Below are 20,960 nucleotides of genomic sequence, written 5' to 3' on the forward strand. Positions count from 1 at the left end.
GCGTGATCCGCACCGACGCCCTTGGGCAGCTTCCCGTACGCACCGCTGTGCCCACTCTGGAGCGCGCCCTGGACGCGCACGGAACCGCGGTGCTGTGCGCGCCGCCGGGGACGGGCAAAACGACCCTTGTTCCGCTCGTACTGGCCGGGCTGCTCGACGAGGGGCGGCCCGTGCGGAGGGTCGTCGTCGCGGAGCCGCGCCGTATCGCGGCCCGGGCCGCCGCCCGGCGCATGGCCTGGCTGCTCGGCGAGAGCGTCGGAGGGCGTGTCGGCTTCACCGTGCGCGGCGAACGGGTGGTGGGGCGCGACACGGTGGTCGAGGTCGTGACCACGGGCGTACTGCTTCAGCGTCTCCAGCGTGACCAGGAACTCGCCGGCGTCGATGTCGTCGTTCTCGACGAGTGCCATGAGCGGCACCTGGACGCGGACACAGTCGCCGCTTTCCTCCTCGACGTACGGGCGACCCTGCGTCCGGAGCTGCGGCTCCTCGCCGCCTCCGCGACGACGGACGCCGAGGGCTGGGCGCGGCTGCTGGGCGACGCCCCGGTGGTGGAGGCGCGGGGCGTCTCGCACCCCGTGGAGACCGTATGGGCGCCGCCCGCCCGCCCGGTGCGTCCGCCGCACGGCATGCGCGTCGATCCGGCGCTGCTGACGCATGTGGCGGCCGTGGTGCGCAGGGCGCTCGCCGAGCGGGAGGGCGACGTGCTGTGCTTCCTGCCGGGCGTGGGCGAGATCGCGCGGGTGGCCGGCCAGCTGGCGGGGGTGGGCGCCGAGGTCCTACAGGTGCACGGCCGGGCGCCGGCCGCCGTGCAGGACGCGGTACTGGCCGGCTCCGCCGGTACGCGCAGGGTGGTGCTGGCGACCGCGGTGGCCGAGTCGAGCCTGACCGTGCCCGGCGTACGGGTCGTTGTGGACGCGGGACTCGCGCGTGAGCCGCGCACGGACCACGCGCGGGGCCTGAGCGCGCTGACGACCGTACGGGCCTCACAAGCCGCCTCACGGCAGCGCGCGGGGCGCGCCGGGCGGGAGGCGCCCGGTGCGGTCTACCGGTGCTGGGACCAGGCCGACGACGTACGGCTGCCGCGCTTCCCGTCCCCCGAGATCAAGGTCGCGGACCTGACCGCGTTCGCCCTCCAGGCGGCGTGCTGGGGCGACCCCGACGCGAGCGGTCTCGCGCTGCTGGACCCGCCGCCGGGCGGTGCGATGGCGGCCGCCCGTGCGGTGCTGGCCGCGATCGGGGCCGTGGACTCTTCCGGCCGGGCGACCGAAAGGGGCGTACGGATGTCCCGCCTCGGCCTGCATCCCCGGCTCGCGCGGGCGCTCGTCGACGGCGCACGGGAGGTCGGCGCGCGCCGTGCGGCCGAGGTGGTCGCCCTGCTCAGCGAGGAGCCGCCGAGGGAGTACGGCGACGACCTGGCCGCCGCCTGGCGCGCGGCCCGCCGCGGGAACGACGCGTACGGGGCGCGCTGGCGCCAGGAGGCGAGGCGGCTGGCTTCGGCGGCGGGCGGTTCGGGCGCCCGGGTCCCCGCGGACGGAGGAGACGATGCCGTTGCCGGCCTCGTGGCCGCCTTCGCGTTTCCCGAGAGGGTCGCGAAGGGCCGGGGTGAGGGCGCCTTCCTCATGGCCTCCGGAACCGGTGCCGAACTCGGCGACGGGTCCCGGCTGCGCAGTGCGCCGTGGCTGGCGGTCGCCGTCGCCGACCGTCCCGTCCATGCCGCGTCGGCGCGCGTACGCCTGGCCGCCGTCATCGACGAGGGCGCCGCGAAGCTGGCGGCCGAGCATCTGCTCGTGTCCGGCGAAGAGGTGCGCTGGGAGGACGGGGATGTCGTGGCGCGGCATGTGCAGCGCCTCGGTGCGGTGGAACTGACCGTACGGACGCTCAAAAAGCCGGATTCGGAACGCGTACGGGAAGCGCTGCTCGACGGTCTGCGGCGCGAGGGCCTCGGGCTGCTGCGCTGGACACGCGACGCGCAGGCGCTGCGGGAGCGCCTCGCCTTCCTGCACAGGGTGCTGGGTGAGCCCTGGCCGGACGTGTCCCACGCGGCGCTGACGGAACGTACCGGCGAATGGCTGGAGCCGGAGCTGTCACGGGCGCGGCGCAGGGCCGACCTGGGCCGGATCGAGGCGGGCCAGGCACTGAACCGGCTCCTGCCGTGGGCGTCCGGCGACGCGGCCCGGCTGAACGAGCTGGCGCCGGAGCGGATCGAGGTGCCGAGCGGGTCGCGGATCCGGGTGGAGTACGGCGGGGAGCAGCCCGTACTGGCGGTGAAGCTCCAGGAGATGTTCGGGCTGGCCGAGACGCCGCGCGTGGCCGGGGTGCCGTTGCTGGTGCACCTGCTGTCCCCCGCGGGGCGCCCGGCGGCCGTCACCGCCGATCTGGCGTCCTTCTGGCGGGACGGCTACCGCGCGGTGCGGGCGGAACTGCGCGGCCGCTACCCGAAGCACCCGTGGCCGGAGGATCCGGCGGCGGCGCCGGCGACGAAGTACACGAAGGCGCGTCTCGGGCGGGGCTGAGCCCGGCGGAAGCGGGAACGCTCACGCGCCGACCGGCTCCGGACGCAGCGCTTCGTCTTCGGCCGTATCCCCCGGCCGGCGGCTGCGCGCCTCCAGGTACAGGGCGAGCGCGAGCAGGGCCCCGCCGAGGAACAGAAAGCCCCAGGGAAGGTACGAGGTGAGCATGAGCACCGCGACGCGGTTCGTCCTGACCAGCTCGACGGTGGAGTCGATGTAGTCCTCGCGCATCTTCACGTGACCGGCGAAAGCGGTGACCTTGTCGCGGCCGCCGAGCAGACTGCCGCCGCGCAGCTCCTCACGGTGGATCTCCTCGCCGTTCACGGGAGCGCCCGTAACGGGGTCGACCCAGAACATGCGCTTGGTGGTGTACCAGCGTGTCGTGCCGGTCTGCTCCTCCAGCTTCGTCGCGTCGATCCCCGGCATGGGCATCTTCTTCGGGTACTTGACCTTCGTCCAGGGGATGGTCTGCTCGAAGTAATAGACGTCCATTCCACGGAACGTCCGCTCGCCCTTGTAGTGGATCGGGGCGGAGGTGCGGGTCTGGGCGTCGAAGTACTCGTAGTCGCGCTTCTCGGTGAGGAACGGCCACTTGAATTCGATGCCCTCGCGCCTGACCCGGTCGCCGTCGACCATCTCTCCCGTGGCGTGCACCGGGGCCTGACTGTGGGCGTCGAAGATGTATCGCTCGGGAATGGCCGAAACCATCTTGCCGTCGGGGCCCTGTACGTACGAGAGCGAGTCCCAGACGACCACGTCGCGGCCCGCGCTCCGCTCGATCTTCTCGGACTCCTCGACGTTGCCCTTGAGGGTCTGGACGATGGTGACCTTCTCGACCTTCTTCGCCTTCATGGAGCTGTACTCGAGAAGCGTCGCGGGCTTCGCCTCGAGCACCATCTCCTGGTACTGGCCGGCCGGGATCTTGGCGAGGCGGGGGAAGGCGTACCAGCGCAGCAGCGGTGACAGGGCGGCGAAGAAGACCGCGAAGGCGAGCAGGACCAGACTGGCTTTACGGCGCACTTCGGGTCCCCCTACTTCTTCGGCCCGGGAACGGTCGTCAGGAGCGGCTTGGGCGAGGTCTCCCCCGGCGGGGCGCCGACGGCCGTGACGGTGAGGACGAGCGCCAGGGCGGCTGCCAGCCCGATGGCGGCGGCGACGAGAGCACGCATGCTCGGCCTCCCGGGATCTGATACGGCGTCAGGGCGGGGGCACCGTAGCAATGCGGCGGCGAGATGAGAACACGTTGCACCGACATGCCGCTGCCCCGCCCGCAGTACGGTCCGGGCGGGGCAGCGTCGGCAGGTCCGTGAGGAGCGCCGTTACGCGGTGGGGGTGGCGGACGGGGACGGCGACGGGTCGTCCGCCGGTGCGGTGGTGGCCGCGGTGACGGTCAGTTCGACGGTGAGGACCACGCCGTCGGCGGTCGTGAGACGCAGCTTGTACGTTCCCGCGTTGCCGTCGGTGTAGATCTCGGGAAGCTTCAGCAGGCCGTTGGCGTCGGTCTTGAGAGCGGTCAGGGTACGGACCGTCTTGCCGTCGGCGTCCTTGAAGTACGGCCCCTTGTCGTTCTCGACGGGCTTGTCCGCGTCATCCGTGACCATCGTCGCGGTCACTCCGACACCCGCCGCGGCCTTGCCCTTGTACGTCGCCTTCACCTCGACCGCGTCGGCGAAGGAACCGCCGGTCCGGGCCTTGAGTTCCTCGTCGGAGGTACGGGCCAGCGCGTCGGACCGCGGGGCGGGGGCCGGCTTGGATTTGACGGTGGCGGCGAAGTCCACGGCAGGGGCAGCGGTGCCGAGCGCCTTGGCATGCACCATGAACCTGCCCGTCCGGCCGCCCGCGCTGAGCGCGGGCGCGGTGGCGATGCCGTCGATACCGGTGGTGACGACCACGCGGGTCGCGGCGCCCGGGAAGCGCGCCGCCGTCTCGCCGACGATCCAGAATTGGACCTTGGCGCTCGCGACGGTCTTGCCGGCGGAGGTCCTGGCCCGCACACGCAGCCGGTCGGTGAACTTCTCCCCCTCGGTGGCGGACACGCTCGCACTGCCGAGACGTTCCAGGGCGGCGACGGACGCCGGGGGCGGCGTGGGCGGAGGCGTAGTGGGCGGAGGCGTGGTGGTCGGAGGCGTGGTGGTCGGAGGCTTGGCCGGCGGCGTGGTCGGCGGCTTGACGCCATCGCCACCGGGCTTTCCGGGCTTTCCGGGCTTGGAGGTGTCCGGGTTCGACGGCGGGGTCGTCCCACCGGGAACGCCAGGGCGACTGTTGCCACCGCCGCGTCCGCTGCCGTCGCCGTGACTGTCGGGTTCGCCGCTGCCCGGCAGGACGCCGGAGCCGTCCGGCACCTCGTGGTTGCCGCGCCGGTAGTAGTCGAACCACGACATGACCGTACGCAGGTACTCCCGCGAGCGGTTGTAGCCGAGGATCGCCTGCTCGAGATCGTCCGCCACCGACAGGTCGCGGTTGTTGGCGCAGAGGTAGCGGCCGGCGGCGAGCGCGGCGTCGTAGATGTTGTTCGGGTCCTTGCGGCCGTCGTCGTTGCCGTCCTGGCCCCAGGTCGCCCAGGTGGAAGGGATGAACTGCATCGGGCCGACCGCGCGGTCGTGCGTCACGTCTCCGTCGTACGCACCGTTGTCGGTGTCGGAGATGTTGGCGAAGCCGACGCCGTTGAGCTGCGGGCCGAGGATCGGTGTCAGGGTCGTGCCGTTGGCGTTGACACGGCCGCCGCGCGCCTGGCCCGACTCGACCTTGCCGATGGCGGCGAGCAGCTGCCACGGGAGACGGCAGCCGGGTTTGATGTCCCTGATGGTCTCTTCGGCCCGCTTGTACGCGGCCAGGACCGTGGCGGGTATGCCGGCTTCGGCGGGGCCGGTCGCCGCGGGGAGGTCGATCGAAGTGCCCGGTTTGTTCGGCTTGTTCGGCGTATTCAGGGGCGGGAGGTCGGTGAAGTACGGCGAGTTGCCCGTCACCGCGGTGCCGGGCGGCTCGGTCGCCTCTGCGGCTCTCTCCCCGACGGTCGCCGAAGTACTGCCCGGCGCCTCGGAGGCGGAGAGCGCTGCCACTACGAGCGCTGCCACCGTCGTGGCTGTCGCCCCCTTGCGCAGCCTGCGACCGAATTGCGCTGCCATACGTCTGGCCCCTCCCGTCAACGGCTGTCCGCGCTCCCCAGCGCGAGGACTCAGGTGACACTACGACAACTCCGGGCGCCGGGACACCGGCCGCTGTCGTCTTATTGCTGGTTGTTCACCGAAACTCAACTCGGAACCATCGACAGCATCTGATCGTCATTGATCAGAAGCGGCCCAAGGGGGACTTTTGCCATTCACGCTCAGCCACGCGGCTGCGGTTCTGCCGGGCATCCGACGGGATGGCACCGCTCGCGGACCGCTGCTCGCATCGGCGCTCGTAGCCGGGTCGTTCGCGCCCGACATGACCTACTTCGCGGCCACAGCCGTACCGGCCGCGATGGCCTTCGGGGACGTCACGCACTCCCTGCCGGGCCTCGTCACTGTCGACGTACTGATCACGGCCGCGCTCGTCGGCCTGTGGCTGCTCATGCGCGAACCCCTGCTCGCGCTGGTGCCACGGCGCCGGCAGGCCCGCTTCCACGGCTTCGTACGCGGCCGGGACTGGAACGGGACACAACTGCCCTCACTGGCCTGGCGGTTCTTCCTCTCGGCCGTCATCGGCAGTTGCACGCATGTCTTCTGGGACAGCTTCACGCATCTCGACCGGTGGGGCACGAAGGTCCTGCCGGTGCTCGGCGAGACCGTCGCCGGCTTCCCGATGTACATGTACGCGCAGTACGGCGGCTCGGCGGTGGCCCTCGCGGTGATCGTGTGGTTCACGGTCTCGGCGCTGCGGCGCAGGCCGGACGGGCCCGCCCCCGCCTCCGTACCGCTGCTGGACGCGCGCGGGAGGTGGGCCGCCGGGGGACTGCTCGCGCTGTGCGTGCTGACCGGCGTCGTGCACCGGTGCGTTCGCTGGTACGCCGCTCAGACCGTGCAGCTGACGCCACTCGACCTCGTCCCGACAGCGTGCTTCGGCGCCGGCGCGGGGCTCGCCGTGGGGCTTGTGCTGTACGCCGTGGGGGTGCGGCTGTGGCTGCGCGGCGCGCCGCAGCGGGCCGCCGCCCTCACGGACGGCGGCCCTCAGTCGCCGGACGGGCGCGAGTTGCCCGTACGAGCCGGAACCTCCGGCCGGTCCGGCGGCTGAGGACACTCCTCCTGAGAGCGGGAACGGGTGCGAGTGCGCGTGCGGGCGCAGGCGCGGATGGCGGATGTCAGTGCGCGGCGGACTCCCAGTCGGTTCCCACGCCCACCGACACATCGAGCGGGGCGCGCAGGCTGACGGCGCCGGCCATCTCGCGGCGGACGATCTCCTCCACCCGCTCGCGCTCGCCGGGGGCCAGTTCCAGCACGATTTCGTCGTGGACCTGAAGCAGCATCCGGGTGTTCAGGTCCGCCTCCGTCAGCGCCCGGTCGACGTTCAGCATCGCGACCTTCACGATGTCGGCGGCCGTACCCTGGATCGGAGCGTTCAGCGCCATCCGCTCGGCCGCCTCGCGGCGCTGACGGTTGTCGCTGTTCAGGTCCGGGAGATAGCGGCGGCGCCCGAGCATCGTCGCCGTGTACCCGGTGGCCCGCGCCTCGTCGACGGCACGCCGCAGGTAGTCCCGTACACCGCCGAACCGCTCGAAGTACGTGTCCATGAGGACCCGGGCCTCGCCCGCGTCGATGTTCAGCTGCTGTGACAGACCGAAGGCGGAGAGGCCGTAGGCCAGGCCGTACGACATGGCCTTGATCTTGCGTCGCATCTCCGCGTCGACAGCGGACCGCTCCACGCCGAACACCTGGGAGGCGACGGTGGTGTGAAGGTCCTCGCCGGAGGTGAAAGCCTCGATCAGGCCCTCGTCCTCCGACAGGTGCGCCATCACGCGCAGCTCGATCTGGCTGTAGTCCGCCGTCATCAGCGACTCGAAGCCCTCGCCGACGACGAAACCGCGGCGGATGGCACGGCCCTCGTCCGTACGCACCGGCACGTTCTGCAGGTTCGGGTCGGTGGAGGAGAGGCGGCCGGTCGCCGCTACTGTCTGGCTGAAGGTGGTGTGGATCCGGCCGTCGCCGGCGATCGTCTTGATCAGCCCCTCGACCGTGGACCGCAGCCGGGCCTGCTCACGGTGGCGCAGCATGATCACCGGCAGTTCGTGCTCGGTCTGGGCGGCCAGCCAGGCCAGTGCGTCCGCGTCCGTGGTGTAACCGGTCTTGGTCTTCTTCGTCTTGGGGAGATTCAGCTCACCGAAGAAGACCTCCTGGAGCTGCTTGGGCGAGCCGAGATTGAACTCGTGGCCCACCGAAGCGTGCGCCTCCTTCACCGCCTGCTGCACCGCGCCGGCGAACTGCTGCTCCATCGCCTCCAGATGGGCGCGGTCGGCCGGAATGCCGGACCGCTCCAGCCGGGCCAGGAGCAGGGACGTGGGCAGCTCCACATCGTGCAGCAGCTCGGTCGCGCCCACCTCCTTCAGCTTCTCGCCGAACGCCTCGCCCAGATCGAGGACCGCGCGGGCCTGCGCCATCAGGGCATCGGCCTCCGCCTGATCGTCCTCCTCCGAGCCGAAGGCCAGCTGACCGTCGGCGGCGGCCGGGGCCAGCTCACGGTGGAGGTACTCGACGGACAGGGCGTCCAGCGCGAACGACCGGCGGCCGGGCTTGACCAGATAGGCGGCGAGCGCGGTGTCCATCGTGATGCCCGCGATGTGCCAGCCGTGCTCGGGGAAGACCCGCAGCGCGTCCTTGGCGTTGTGCATCACCTTCGGCCGGGCCGCGTCGGCGAGCCAGGCGACGAAGGCCCGCTCGTCCGACTCGTCCAGCTCGGTCGTGTCGAACCAGGCCGCCTTGCCGTCGGCGGCCGCCAGCGCGACCTCGCTGACATTGCCGACACCCAGGGCCCAGGTCGCCACGGTCGACACGCCGAGCGGCTGCCCGCCGTGCTGCTCCAGCCACGCCGCCACCTCGCCGGCGCGCAGCACCGTACCGTCCAGCTCGACACCGGCGTCCGGGGCCGGGGCCTCTTCCTCCTCCGCGCCGGGGTCGACGGCGAGCAGCCGCTCCCGCAGGCTCGGGTTGCGGATCTCCAGGACCTCCAGGAACCCCTTCAGCGCGGACCTGTCGTACGGCGCGCGCTCCAGGTCCGCCACAGCCTTCGGCAGATCCACGTCACGGACCAGCTCGGTCAGGTGGCGGTTGAGCTTGACCGACTCCAGGTGGTCGCGCAGGGCCTGCCCGACCTTGCCCTTGACCTCGTCGGCACGCTCGACCAGCTCCGAGAACGAACCGAACTGGTTGATCCACTTCGTCGCGGTCTTCTCACCGACGCCGGGGATGCCCGGCAGGTTGTCCGACGGGTCGCCGCGCAGGGCGGCGAAGTCCGGGTACTGCGACGGGGTCAGACCGTACTTCTCCGCGACCTTCTCCGGAGTGAACCGGGTCAGCTCAGAGACACCCTTGGTCGGATACAGGACGGTCACATGGTCGGAGACCAGTTGGAAGGAGTCCCGGTCGCCGGTGACGATCAGTACGTCGAAGCCGGCGGCCTCGGCCTGGGTGGCGAGGGTGGCGATGATGTCGTCGGCCTCGAAGCCGTCCACCGCGAACCGCTCCGCGTTCATGGTGTCCAGCAGCTCGCCGATCAGCTCGACCTGCCCCTTGAACTCGTCAGGGGTCTTCGAGCGGTTCGCCTTGTACTCCGGGAAGTCGGCCGAGCGCCACGTCTTGCGCGACACGTCGAAGGCCACCGCGAAATGCGTGGGCGCCTCGTCGCGCAGCGTGTTCGCCAGCATCGACGCGAAGCCGTAGATGGCATTCGTCGGCTGGCCGCTCGCGGTCGTGAAATTCTCCGCGGGCAGCGCGAAGAACGCTCGGTACGCCAGGGAGTGCCCGTCCATGAGGAGCAGGCGGGGACGGTTTTCTGCGGTCTTCTTCGATGCTGTCTCTGACACGCCTCCGATCCTAGGCGGCACCACTGACAATCCGGCCCGCACGGTCGGGACTGTCAGCGCTGCGTGGCAGGATCGGAGACGTACGTAACAGAACCGCACGCTCAAAGGGGAGCGCCATGGCTGCCAAGCCGCCCGCAGGTGACCCGGTCCAGGACGCGCCACAGGTCGCGGCCCCCCAGCACGCGGCGGCAGGGCTCCCCGCCATCGGGCACACGCTGAAGATGGCGCAGCAGCAGATGGGGGTTCGCCGCACCGCGCAGACCCTCCTCAAGGTCAACCAGAAGGACGGTTTCGACTGTCCCGGCTGCGCCTGGCCCGAGGAGGACAAGCGGCACACGGCGGAGTTCTGCGAGAACGGCGCGAAGGCCGTCGCCGAGGAGGCGACCCTGCGCCGCGTCACCCCGGACTTCTTCGCCGCGCACCCCGTCGCCGACCTGGCCACGCGCAGCGGGTACTGGCTGGGTCAGCAGGGCCGCATCACCCAGCCCATGCTTCTGGAAAGAGGGGCTCTCGCAGAAGGTGCCGACCGGTACGAAGCGGTGACCTGGGAGCGGGCCTTCGAGATCATGGCCGAGGAACTCACGGCACTCGACTCCCCCGACGAGGCCGTCTTCTACACATCGGGCCGCACCAGCAACGAGGCGGCGTTCCTGCTCCAGCTCTTCGCCCGCGAATTCGGCACCAACAACCTGCCGGACTGCTCCAACATGTGCCACGAGTCATCGGGCTCGGCCCTGACGCAGACCATCGGCATCGGCAAGGGCAGCGTCTCCCTCGAAGACCTGCACCAGGCCGACCTGATCATCGTCGCCGGGCAGAACCCGGGCACCAACCACCCGCGGATGCTCACCGCCCTGGAGAAGGCCAAGTCCGCCGGCGCGAAGATCATCTCGGTGAACCCGCTCCCCGAAGCCGGACTGGAGCGCTTCAAGAACCCGCAGACCCCCCAGGGCATGATCAAGGGAGCGGCTCTCACTGACCTCTTCCTCCAGATCCGCCTCGGCGGCGACCAGGCCCTCTTCCGCCTGCTCAACAAGCTGATCCTCGAAGCCGAAGGCGCCGTCGACGAAGAGTTCGTACGCGAACACACCCACGGGTACGAGGACTTCGCAGCGGCCGCCCGCGCCGCCGACTGGGACGAGACCCTCGCCGCGACCGGCCTGGAGCGCGCGAAGATCGAGCAGGCCCTCGCCATGGTCCTCGCATCGAAGCGCACCATCGTGTGCTGGGCCATGGGGCTGACCCAGCACAAGCACGCCGTGCCGACCATCCGCGAAGTCGTCAACTTCCTGCTGCTGCGCGGCAACATCGGCCGCCCCGGCGCCGGAGTGTGCCCCGTGCGCGGCCACTCCAACGTGCAGGGCGACCGCACCATGGGCATCTTCGAGCGCCCCGCCCCCGCCTTCCTCGACGCGCTCGACAAGGAATTCGGGATCACGTCACCCCGCCACCACGGATTCGACGTCGTACGGTCCATCCAGGCGCTGCGCGACGGCGAAGCGAAGGTCTTCTTCGCCATGGGCGGCAACTTCGTCGGCGCCACCCCGGACACTGACGTCACCGAAGCCGCGATGCGCAAGGCGCGCCTGACCGTCCACGTGTCGACGAAACTGAACCGCTCGCACGCCGTCACCGGCGCCCGCGCGCTGATCCTGCCCACCCTCGGGCGCACCGACAAGGACGTACAGGCGGGTGGCAAGCAGTTCGTCACCGTCGAGGACTCCATGGGCATGGTGCACGCCTCGCGCGGCAATCTCGCCCCCGCGAGCACCCATCTGCTGTCCGAGCCGGCCATCGTCGCCCGCCTCGCGCGGGCCGTCCTCGGCCCCGCGTCGCACACCCCGTGGGAAGACTTCGAGAAGGACTACGGCACGATCCGCGACCGGATCTCCCGCGTCGTCCCCGGCTTCGAGGACTTCAACGCACGCGTCGCCCGCCCCGGCGGCTTCACCCTGCCGCACGGACCGCGCGACGAACGCCGCTTCACCACAGCCACCGGCAAGGCCAACTTCACCGCCGCGCCCGTCGAGTACCCCGAGCTCCCCAAGGGACGGCTGCTGCTCCAGACGCTGCGTTCGCACGACCAGTACAACACCACGATCTACGGCCTCGACGACCGCTACCGCGGCATCAAGGGCGGCCGCCGCGTCGTCCTCGTCAACCCGGAAGACGCCCGCGAGCTGGGTCTCGCCGACGGGGCGTACACCGACCTCGTCAGCGAGTGGAAGGACGGCGTCGAACGGCGTGCCCCCGGATTTCGGGTGGTGCACTACCCGACCGCGCGCGGCTGCGCCGCCGCCTACTATCCGGAAACCAATGTGCTGGTGCCTCTCGACGCCACCGCGGACACCAGCAACACCCCCGCCAGCAAGTCCGTCGTCGTACGTCTGGAACAATCACCCACCGCCTAAGCGTTCGCTTAAGGACGATGGATGCCGTACGACGATCGGAGCCGGGCCCCATGGGCGAGCAGACCGCAGGTGTGAAGTTCCCGCAAGAGGTCATCGACGAGTACGCCCAGCTGGGCGTCGACCTGCCCGCTCTCTTCTCCGCCGGAGACCTCGGCACCCGCATGGGCGTACAGATCGTCGAGGCCTCCGCGGAGCGCGTCGTCGGCACCATGCCCGTCGAAGGCAACACCCAGCCGTACGGGCTGCTGCACGGCGGGGCCTCCGCCGTGCTCGCCGAGACCCTCGGCTCCGTCGGCTCGATGCTGCACGGCGGCGCCTCCAAACTCGCCGTCGGCGTCGACCTCAACTGCACACACCACCGGGGCGCCCGCAGCGGCCTGGTGACCGGTGTGGCCACCCCCGTCCACCGCGGACGCTCCACCGCCACGTACGAAATCGTCATCACGGACGAGCAGGACAAGCGGGTCTGCACGGCCCGCCTGACCTGCCTGCTGCGCGACGCGGACGGCGTCAAGGGCTGAGCGGGACCGGTCAGCCCCTCACGGAGCGACCGGCAGCGTCACACTGCTGACCCCGGCCCGGACCGTCATCCGCGTCCCGGCCGGGTACCGCAGCGTGTAGTCGTAGTCCGTCGAGATCAGCACCACACCCAGCCGGTGCCCCTTCTTGACGACGTACTCCTGCGGCTGCATGTCCCACTCCAGCCGGTACTCACGGCCCTCCACGACCCGGTCCTGGCGCGCCTCGGATGTCCGGTTACGGGCGTCCAGCCAGCCCCGTGACACGATCTTGAAGTCGGCCGTCTCCATACGGTGCCTCGTCCGGTATGCGCACCCCGTGTCCGCTGAGCCCGGGACGCCCTCGCCGTAACAGACCTGCTGCGAGGTGTCCGTCATCGTGCCCGCCGTCGCCCGGCTGTCCGAGCCGTAATCGACCAGCAGCGCCGTCACATACGGTGACGTCCCCGTGAGTGAGGCGCGCACCGAAACGCGCGGCACACCGTTCACCCGAAGATCCTCCGCCAGCGGTCCGCTCGTGTACGCCAGCCGGTTCCCGTTCGCCACGTCCGGGGCGGCCACCAGCCGCTCGGCCTTGACCGTACGGCCCGCATCCGTCAACGCCTGCCGCACCGGCGGCCCCGGCTTCGACGACAGCCCGGCGTCCGCGTTCAGCCGCAGCTTCAGCGCACGCGTACCGCGCGCCGGCCAGTCCGTCTGCCGCTGCCAGCTGAAGTCGGCCTGCTCCACATCCACCTTCGGCTCGTCCAGGGCGCCGTTCTTCAACCCGTAGAGCCAGTAGTCGAACCACTGGTGCGTCTGGCGCAGCCACTCCTCCATGCGCAGCGGCATCGGGTTGCTGTGCCCCGCCTGGTGCAGCCACATCTTGCGCGGAACACCGTGCTTCTTCAGCGCGTCCCACAGGGCGACGGAGTGCTTGGTCTTCACGTTCCAGTCGTTGAAACCATGGACGACGAAAACCCCGGCCTTGATCCTGCCGACGTCCTTGATGTAGTCGCGTTCCTTCCAGAACGGCCCGAAGTCCCCTGTCCTACGGTCTTGTTCGGCGGTCAGCCCGTCCAGCACCGGCTTGCAGATCTCCTGGTCGGCCCGGCTGTAGACGCCCTTGGCGAGGATGTCGGTGTCCTCGCCCTGATAGCCGCCGGGCGCCGCGACTCCGCCGTTGGCCCGGTAGTAGTCGTACCAGGAGGAGATCCCCGAGATCGGCACGATCGCCTTCAGGCCCTCAACTCCCCTGGAGGCTACGGCGGTCGGCAGTGTCCCGTTGTACGAGATGCCCATCATCGCCGCGTTGCCCGTCGACCAGGCCGCGCCGACCGGCTTGCCCTCCAGGTCCCAGCCCTTCGCGCGCCCGTTCAGCCAGTCCACGGCCGCCTTCGCGCCGAGCGTCTCGTTACTCCCGCCGGACGTCGGACAACCGGTCGCACCGCCCGTCCCCACGCTGTCGACCTGCGCCACCGCATAGCCGCGCGGCAGGAAGTAGTTGTCGTAATAGCCGGCGTACGGAACGGCAGGCCCGACCAGACCCGGCGTACGCACATCCGGGGCCAGCAGATTGCCTCGTCCTTCCGGCAGCCCGTCCTCGTCCAAGTCGACGTTGTGGAACGGGACATCGGGCCCACCACCCCAGTACGGGCTCGCCTCGATGATCGTGGCGGCCTTCAGCCCCGCGTCCGTCTCCTTCGGCCGCAGGATCCGCATCCGTACCGTGTCCCGCCTGCCGTCACGGTCGCTGTCCACCTCCGTCTCGATGTCCACCTGCTGGTAGACGGCGTCGGCGCGGGAGAACACCGGGCGGGTCTCATTGCCGACGATCTTCAGAGCGGGTACGGGTACGGGTGCCGGTTCGGCGGCGGGCTCGCCGTCCGCCTGCGCGGCGGGCGCGGGAAACGCCGCGAGCAGGGACGCGGCCAGCGCCGCCACGCCCAGCCGCCGCAGTGCCGTACCGCGCGTACGTATACCGGTTGATCTCGCCATCGTGGCTGCCTCCAAGGGGCCCGGGGCTGACGATCACGCGAAGAGCGCGCACACATTCCACCGCGCCCACCTCTTCGGCACCAGACCCCAACACCCTTCACGGGCACCCCTCTTGCCCCACCCTCGGCCCAACCGGTTCACTGTCCCCCACCGCCACAGGAGAACGCCGCCGGTCACCACCACCGGCGACACCCCCTGCAACGCCAGCAACGTCGCCCACCGGCTCGACACCCCTGGAGGGCGCGACTTCCTCGTGCCGTTCGCCCGGCTCACCTGACCTCCGGGCCGCCCGTACGGCAGCTCCATCCCAACCGCCCGAAAGTAACGGAGCGTAACAATAGGGCGATCCGCGAGAGGCTTCACAGACCCCGGAGCCGCACAAGCCGCCGCTTCACCCGGCGGCGTACACGACACCTCCACATCTCAGGTGTCAGCAGCATGATCGCCCCAAGCGCCTTAGCGGAACTGCAAATTCTCAGCATGTGAGAAGCCGTTGGGCCAGGCAAGAAGTTCCATTCTGTCCGCATTTATACACCAACCGTTCCCCATGGCATAACAAGACAGTCACACATACCGCTGCATGCTCCCCGAGTCCTTCACCTACGCCTAGAGTCACGGCCAGTCACCGCGCCGCCGGGCGCGTCTGCTGCACGGCCTTGTACCGACCCAGTACGGCCCGGCGATCGTCACGGCACCTCAGCAGAGGAGGCCGCGCCAGGGAAAGGACATTTCGTGCGACACCGTTCTTTGCTCATACTCACCACAGCGCTCACCACCGGAGCACTGACTCTCACCGCTTGTGGGTCGCGAGACGACACCGACAAGAAGAGCAGCGGCGACACCACCACCGTCGTCATCGGAGTCGACGCACCCCTCACCGGAGACCTCTCCGCCCTCGGCCTCGGCATCAAGAACTCCGCCGACCTCGCCGTGAAGAACGCCAACAAGGACAAGACCGTCCCCGGCGTCGAGTTCAAGATCGAAGCGCTTGACGACCAGGCGCAGCCTTCCACCGGACAGGCGAACGCCACGAAATTCATCGGCAAGAAGGACGTCCTCGGCGTCGTCGGCCCGCTGAACTCCGGCGTCGCCCAGTCGATGCAGAAGCCCCTCAACGACGCCAGTCTCACCCAGGTCTCCCCCGCCAACACGGGCACCGAGCTGACCCAGGGCAACAACTGGAAGACCGGCGACAAGAAGCGCGGCTACAAGACCTACTTCCGTACCGCCACCACGGACCAGATCCAGGGCGCCTTCGCGGCGAAGTACCTCTTCAACGACGCGAAGATCAAGGAGGTGTACCTGATCGACGACCAGAAGCCCTACGGCGCCGGTCTGGCAGCCTCCTTCAAAACCACCTTCACCAAGCTCGGCGGCAAGATCGTCGGATCGGACAACGTAAACCCCGACGACCGCGACTTCAACTCCGTCGTGACCAAGGTCAAGAAGACCGGCGCGAAGGCCGTCTACTACGGCGGTGAGTACCCCGCCGCAGGGCCCCTGAGCCAGCAGCTCAAGGCCAGCGTCAAGATCCCGCTCATGGGCGGCGACGGCATGTACAGCGCCGAGTTCATCAAGCTCAACAAGAAGGCCGAAGGCGACATCGCCACCTCGGTCGGCAAGCCCGTCGAGGAGCTCGACTCGGCCAAGAAGTTCATCGCCGACTACAAGGCCGCCGGCTACGAGGACGCCTACGAGGCCTACGGCGGCGGCACCTACGACGCCACCTGGTCGATCATCGAGGCCGTCAAGCTCGTCGTCTCCGAGAACGACGGCAAGCTCCCCGACGATGCCCGCGCCAAGGTCCTCGAGGCCATGAGCAAGATCAAGTTCGATGGTGTCACCGGCCCGGTCTCCTTCGACGAATACGGCGACACCACCAACACCATGATGACCGCCTACCAGGTCACCAATGGCGTGTGGAAGTCGAAGCTCAGCGAGGAGTACAAGGGCTGACCCGGTCCCCCTGATCCGACTCCCCGGATCACGCACAGACACCAGACCGCGCGGGAGCGCTACGAACGCTCCCGCGCGGCGCCACATCCGAACCACCCCACGGAGGCCCTGCGGTGCACGAACTGCCGCAACAGCTGGCCAATGGACTCATCCTCGGCGCGATGTACGGTCTCATCGCGATCGGCTACACGATGGTCTATGGAATTGTCCAGCTCATCAACTTCGCCCATGGCGAGATCTTCATGATCGGGGGCTTCGGTGCCCTCACGGTCTACTTCTGGCTGCCGACCGGTTTCTCGCTCCTCGCCGCAATCCCACTCATGATCCTCGGCGGCGTCATATGCGCCGTCGCCGTCGGCACCGCAGCTGAACGCTTCGCCTACCGACCACTGCGCAGCGCACCCCGGCTGGCACCACTGATCACCGCCATCGGCCTGTCACTCGTACTCCAGCAGGCCATCTGGATGTGGTACCCCGACGCCAAGAAGGACGTCTCCTTCCCCCAGTTCGACGGCGAAGGCTTCGAACTCCTCGGGGCCAACATCCAGCCCGGCGACCTCTTCGTGATCATCGCCGCGCCCCTGTGCATGATCGCCCTCGGCCTCTTCGTCTCGAAGACCCGCTCCGGCCGCGGCATGCAGGCAACCGCCCAGGACCCCGACACCGCCAAGCTCATGGGCATCAACACCGACCGCATCATCGTCATGGCCTTCGCCATCGGTGCCGCGTTCGCCGCGATCGCCGCAGTCGCCTACGGCCTCAAGCAAGGCCAAGTCGGCTTCCGCATGGGCTTCATCATGGGCCTCAAGGCCTTCACCGCAGCCGTGCTCGGCGGCATCGGCAACATCTACGGAGCCATGCTCGGCGGCGTCGTACTCGGAGTCGCCGAGTCCCTCGCCACCGGCTACATGGCCGAAGTTCCCGGCATGGAACTCTTCGGCGGCGGCGCCTGGAAGGACGTATGGGCCTTCGTGCTTCTCATCGTCGTCCTCCTCGTGCGACCCCAGGGCCTGCTCGGCGAACGCGTCGCGGATCGGGCGTGATACCCATGACCAGCACCAAGACCACCACCGCCCCCGCACAAAGGCACCCGGCAGCCATCCCGCTGCCCGCCCCCGCAGCCCGCCTCGCCACCACCACGGGCGCGTTCCTCACCCTGGCAGGCACCTTCCTCGCCTGGACCTGGACCGACGAGTTCCCCGGCGACCTCACCGTCACCGGCTACCCCGGCGGCCTCCAAGTCCTCACCCTCATCGGGTCCGCACTCACCCTGCTGTTCCTCCTCTCCGGATACGGCGTCCGCGGCCTCGGCTGGCTCACCCCGGGCGGCACCAACAGCCCGGTCATCCTGCTCACCCTCGGCACCCTCGGCACCACCGGCTACACCATCGGCGCCATCTCCACAACGCTCGGCGGCGTCGTCAACCTCGAACCCGGCGCCTGGGTCAGCGGCATCGGAGCGCTCATCGCCGCCGTCGCGGCCCTCGGCCTCCCCGCCGACCAGCCCCACAGGGAAGACCAGGGCAAACTCAACGCCTGGCAGCGCCTGCGGCACAGCATCACAGCCCCCGACCCGGAACGCGCCAAGGAGCTCCCGTCCTGGGCCGAGATCCTGATCATCGCCGCGTCCTTCGGAGTAGCGCTGTACGTCTTCACGTACGGCATCGACACCGACTACACCGAACTCTTCATCGGCTTCATCATCACGGTCGCCTTCGGCTTCACAGCACTCAGCCGCGCCGGACTCATCTCCCGCGTCACCGCGCTCACGGCCAAGCACCGCAACGTCACCCTCACCGCCGCACTCGTCGCAGCGTTCTGCTTCCCCTTCACCCAGCAGAACGAGGAATACGCCCTCATCGGCGCCAACATCCTCATCTTCGCGACCGTCGCGCTCGGCCTCAACGTGGTCGTCGGCCTCGCCGGCCTCCTCGACCTCGGATACGTCGCCTTCCTCGGCGTCGGCGCCTACGCCGCCGCCCTGGTCTCCGGCTCCCCGCTCTCCCCCATCGGCGTCCAGTTCCCCTTCTGGGCCGCCGTCCTCACCGGCGCCGCCGCATCGCTCATATTCGGCGTCGTCATCGGAGCACCGACCCTGCGGCTGCGCGGCGACTACCTCGCCATCGTCACCCTCGGCTTCGGCGAGATCTTCCGCCTCACCGTCAACGCACTCAACGGCAACAGCGGCCCCGATATCACCAACGGCTCCCAGGGCATCCCCAGCATCCCCGACCTCAACATCTTCGGATTCGACTTCGGGATCAGCCACAGCATCGCCGGCTTCACCCTCGGCAGGTCCGCCAACTACTACCTGCTGATGCTCCTCTTCACCGCCGTCGTCGTCCTCGTCTTCCGCCGCTCCGGCGAATCCAGGATCGGCCGCGCCTGGGTCGCCATCCGCGAAGACGAGACCGCCGCCACCGCCATGGGCATCAACGCCTTCCGCCTCAAGCTGATGGCGTTCGCACTCGGCGCCACCCTGGCCGGCCTCGCCGGCACCGTACAGGCGCACGTCTCGTACACCGTGACACCCGAGCAGTACCAGTTCGCCGGATCGGTACCGCCCAACTCCGCGTTCCTCCTCGCCGCCGTCATCCTCGGCGGCATGGGAACCCTCAGCGGACCCCTCGTCGGCGCCGCACTGCTCTACCTCATCCCGGCCAAACTGCAGTTCATGCAGGACTTCCAGCTCCTCCTCTTCGGGCTCGCGCTCATCCTCCTGATGCGCTTCCGCCCCGAAGGACTCGTGGCCGACCGCAGGAAGCAGCTCGAATTCCACGAGAACGACCAACTCGACGTACCTGACGAGGGCTTGCCCGAAGGCGCCACCGGCGTCACCAAGGCAGGGGCGTGAACAACATGACACCCACCACCACAACCAAGACGGACACCAGCGGAACCACCGCCGAAACCGTGCTCGACGCCAGCGGCGTCACCATGCGCTTCGGCGGCCTCACCGCCGTACGCTCCGTGGACCTCACCGTCCGCGCAGGCGAAATCGTCGGACTCATCGGCCCCAACGGCGCAGGAAAGACCACCTTCTTCAACTGCCTCACCGGGCTGTACGTCCCCACCGAAGGCAAGGTCTCCTACAAGGGCACCGTCCTGCCGCCCAAGCCCCACCTCGTCACCCAGGCCGGCATCGCCCGCACCTTCCAGAACATCAGGCTCTTCGCCAACATGACCGTCCTGGAAAACGTCCTCGTCGGACGCCACACCAGGACCAAGGAAGGCCTCTGGTCCGCCCTCCTGCGCGGACCCGGCTTCAAGAAAGCCGAAGAAGCCTCCCACAAGCGCGCCATGGAACTGCTGGAGTTCATCGGCCTCGACCACAAGGCCGACCACCTCTCCCGCAACCTCCCCTACGGCGAACAGCGCAAGCTCGAAATCGCCCGCGCCCTCGCGAGCGACCCCGGCCTGCTGCTCCTCGACGAGCCCACGGCCGGCATGAACCCGCAGGAAACCCGCGCCGCCGAAGAACTCATCTTCGCAATCCGGGACATGGGCATCGCCGTACTCGTCATCGAGCACGACATGCGCTTCATCTTCAACCTCTGCGACCGCGTCGCCTGCCTGGTCCAGGGCGAGAAGCTCGTCGAAGGCGACCCGGCCACCGTCCAGGGCGACGAGCGTGTTGTCGCCGCCTACCTCGGTACGCCGTTCGAAGGCGCACCGGGGGCGGAGGAGGTCGCCGAGGTGGAAGCGGCGGAGGCACACAGCGCGGCGAGCGCGGCCAGCGCCGACAGTGCCACCACCACCACCGACAGCACCACCAGCACCACCAGCGAGACCGGCGACACCAGCACGGAAGGAGAAACCAAGTGACCGCACTGCTCGAGGTCGAAGACCTCCGGGTCGCCTACGGCAAGATCGAAGCCGTAAAGGGCATCTCCTTCAGCGTCGAAGCCGGCCAGATCGTCACCCTCATCGGCACCAACGGAGCGGGCAAAACCACCACCCTGCGCACCCTCTCCGGGCTCCTCAAGCCGCTCGCCGGCAAGATCCTCTTCGAGGGCAAGCCGCTCCACGGAATCCCCGCGCACAAGATCGTCTCACTGGGCCTCGCCCACTCCCCCGAGGGACGCCACATCTTCCCCCGGCTGACGATCACCGAGAACCTCAAACTCGGCGCGTACCTCCGTGACGACAAAGCGGGCATAGAGAAGGACATCCAGCGGGCCTACGACCTCTTCCCCATCCTGGGTGAACGAAGGAAGCAGGCCGCCGGAACCCTCTCCGGCGGCGAGCAGCAGATGCTCGCCATGGGACGCGCGCTGATGTCCCGGCCGAAGCTCCTCATGCTGGACGAGCCGTCCATGGGCCTCTCCCCGATCATGATGCAGAAGATCATGGAGACCATCGTCGAGCTCAAGTCCAACGGCACGACGATCCTGCTCGTCGAGCAGAACGCCCAGGCCGCGCTCTCCCTGGCCGACCACGGCCACGTCATGGAGGTCGGCAAGATCGTCCTCACGGGGACGGGCCAGAGCCTGCTCCACGACGAGTCGGTCCGCAAGGCGTACCTCGGCGAGGACTGACCGTACGTCCATAAGGAAGGAGGCCGTCCCCGCGCAGTGCGGGGACGGCCTCCTTC

14 protein-coding genes are annotated in these 20,960 nt (G+C 69.3%); 9 read left to right on the forward strand and 5 right to left on the reverse strand.

Annotation, left to right across the window (positions count from 1 at the left end; genetic code table 11):
* The first annotated feature begins 2 nt into the window (after positions 1-2).
* Complete coding sequence (gene hrpB, locus AC1P0E_RS07590; protein WP_482741385.1) at positions 3-2,513, forward strand: ATP-dependent helicase HrpB; 2,511 nt, start codon at positions 3-5, stop codon at positions 2,511-2,513.
* A 21-nt stretch (positions 2,514-2,534) separates the two neighbouring features.
* Here hrpB and pgfA read toward each other — a convergent pair whose 3' ends face one another.
* The 3 genes from pgfA to AC1P0E_RS07605 form a co-directional block, all read right to left on the reverse strand.
* Positions 2,535-3,530, reverse strand: a complete 996-nt coding sequence (gene pgfA, locus AC1P0E_RS07595; protein ID WP_482741386.1) for a cell envelope lipid trafficking protein PgfA — start codon at positions 3,528-3,530, stop codon at positions 2,535-2,537.
* Between the two features lie 11 nt (positions 3,531-3,541).
* Positions 3,542-3,679, reverse strand: a complete 138-nt coding sequence (locus tag AC1P0E_RS07600) for an SPW_0924 family protein (RefSeq protein ID WP_454376792.1) — start codon at positions 3,677-3,679, stop codon at positions 3,542-3,544.
* 150 nt (positions 3,680-3,829) lie between these two features.
* A complete protein-coding gene (locus AC1P0E_RS07605) occupies positions 3,830-5,635 on the reverse strand; it encodes a lytic transglycosylase domain-containing protein (protein WP_482741387.1) in 1,806 nt (601 codons plus the stop codon).
* 187 nt (positions 5,636-5,822) lie between these two features.
* Between AC1P0E_RS07605 and AC1P0E_RS07610 the strand changes: the two genes are divergently transcribed.
* On the forward strand, positions 5,823-6,722 hold the full coding sequence (locus AC1P0E_RS07610; protein WP_482741388.1) for a DUF4184 family protein: 900 nt from the start codon (positions 5,823-5,825) through the stop codon (positions 6,720-6,722).
* A gap of 67 nt (positions 6,723-6,789) precedes the next feature.
* Here AC1P0E_RS07610 and polA read toward each other — a convergent pair whose 3' ends face one another.
* A complete protein-coding gene (gene polA / locus AC1P0E_RS07615; RefSeq protein WP_482745681.1) occupies positions 6,790-9,450 on the reverse strand; it encodes a DNA polymerase I in 2,661 nt (886 codons plus the stop codon).
* 170 nt (positions 9,451-9,620) lie between these two features.
* Here polA and AC1P0E_RS07620 point away from each other — a divergent pair, with 170 nt between their 5' ends.
* A complete protein-coding gene (locus AC1P0E_RS07620) occupies positions 9,621-11,915 on the forward strand; it encodes an FdhF/YdeP family oxidoreductase (protein ID WP_482741389.1) in 2,295 nt (764 codons plus the stop codon).
* Positions 11,916-11,965: 50 nt separating this feature from the next.
* Complete coding sequence (locus AC1P0E_RS07625) at positions 11,966-12,436, forward strand: PaaI family thioesterase (protein WP_482741390.1); 471 nt, start codon at positions 11,966-11,968, stop codon at positions 12,434-12,436.
* An 18-nt stretch (positions 12,437-12,454) separates the two neighbouring features.
* Here AC1P0E_RS07625 and AC1P0E_RS07630 read toward each other — a convergent pair whose 3' ends face one another.
* Complete coding sequence (locus AC1P0E_RS07630) at positions 12,455-14,410, reverse strand: Xaa-Pro dipeptidyl-peptidase (RefSeq protein WP_482741391.1); 1,956 nt, start codon at positions 14,408-14,410, stop codon at positions 12,455-12,457.
* 747 nt (positions 14,411-15,157) lie between these two features.
* Here AC1P0E_RS07630 and AC1P0E_RS07635 point away from each other — a divergent pair.
* The 5 genes from AC1P0E_RS07635 to AC1P0E_RS07655 all read left to right on the forward strand — a co-directional run bounded on the left by AC1P0E_RS07635 (position 15,158) and on the right by AC1P0E_RS07655 (position 20,904).
* Positions 15,158-16,366: a branched-chain amino acid ABC transporter substrate-binding protein gene (locus AC1P0E_RS07635; protein ID WP_482745682.1), complete on the forward strand. Its 1,209-nt coding sequence runs from the start codon at positions 15,158-15,160 to the stop codon at positions 16,364-16,366.
* A 113-nt stretch (positions 16,367-16,479) separates the two neighbouring features.
* The gene (locus AC1P0E_RS07640) at positions 16,480-17,409 is read left to right on the forward strand and encodes a branched-chain amino acid ABC transporter permease (protein ID WP_482741392.1); all 930 of its coding nucleotides are present in this window, start codon (positions 16,480-16,482) and stop codon (positions 17,407-17,409) included.
* A gap of 5 nt (positions 17,410-17,414) precedes the next feature.
* Positions 17,415-19,220, forward strand: a complete 1,806-nt coding sequence (locus AC1P0E_RS07645) for a branched-chain amino acid ABC transporter permease (RefSeq protein ID WP_482741393.1) — start codon at positions 17,415-17,417, stop codon at positions 19,218-19,220.
* A gap of 5 nt (positions 19,221-19,225) precedes the next feature.
* The gene (locus AC1P0E_RS07650) at positions 19,226-20,191 is read left to right on the forward strand and encodes an ABC transporter ATP-binding protein (RefSeq protein WP_482741394.1); all 966 of its coding nucleotides are present in this window, start codon (positions 19,226-19,228) and stop codon (positions 20,189-20,191) included.
* Positions 20,188-20,904: an ABC transporter ATP-binding protein gene (locus tag AC1P0E_RS07655; protein WP_482741395.1), complete on the forward strand. Its 717-nt coding sequence runs from the start codon at positions 20,188-20,190 to the stop codon at positions 20,902-20,904. The genes AC1P0E_RS07650 and AC1P0E_RS07655 overlap by 4 nt, the downstream gene beginning before the upstream one ends.
* Positions 20,905-20,960: the final 56 nt, after the last annotated feature.

Source organism: Streptomyces sp. TRD_SC_5 (assembly GCF_056836825.1).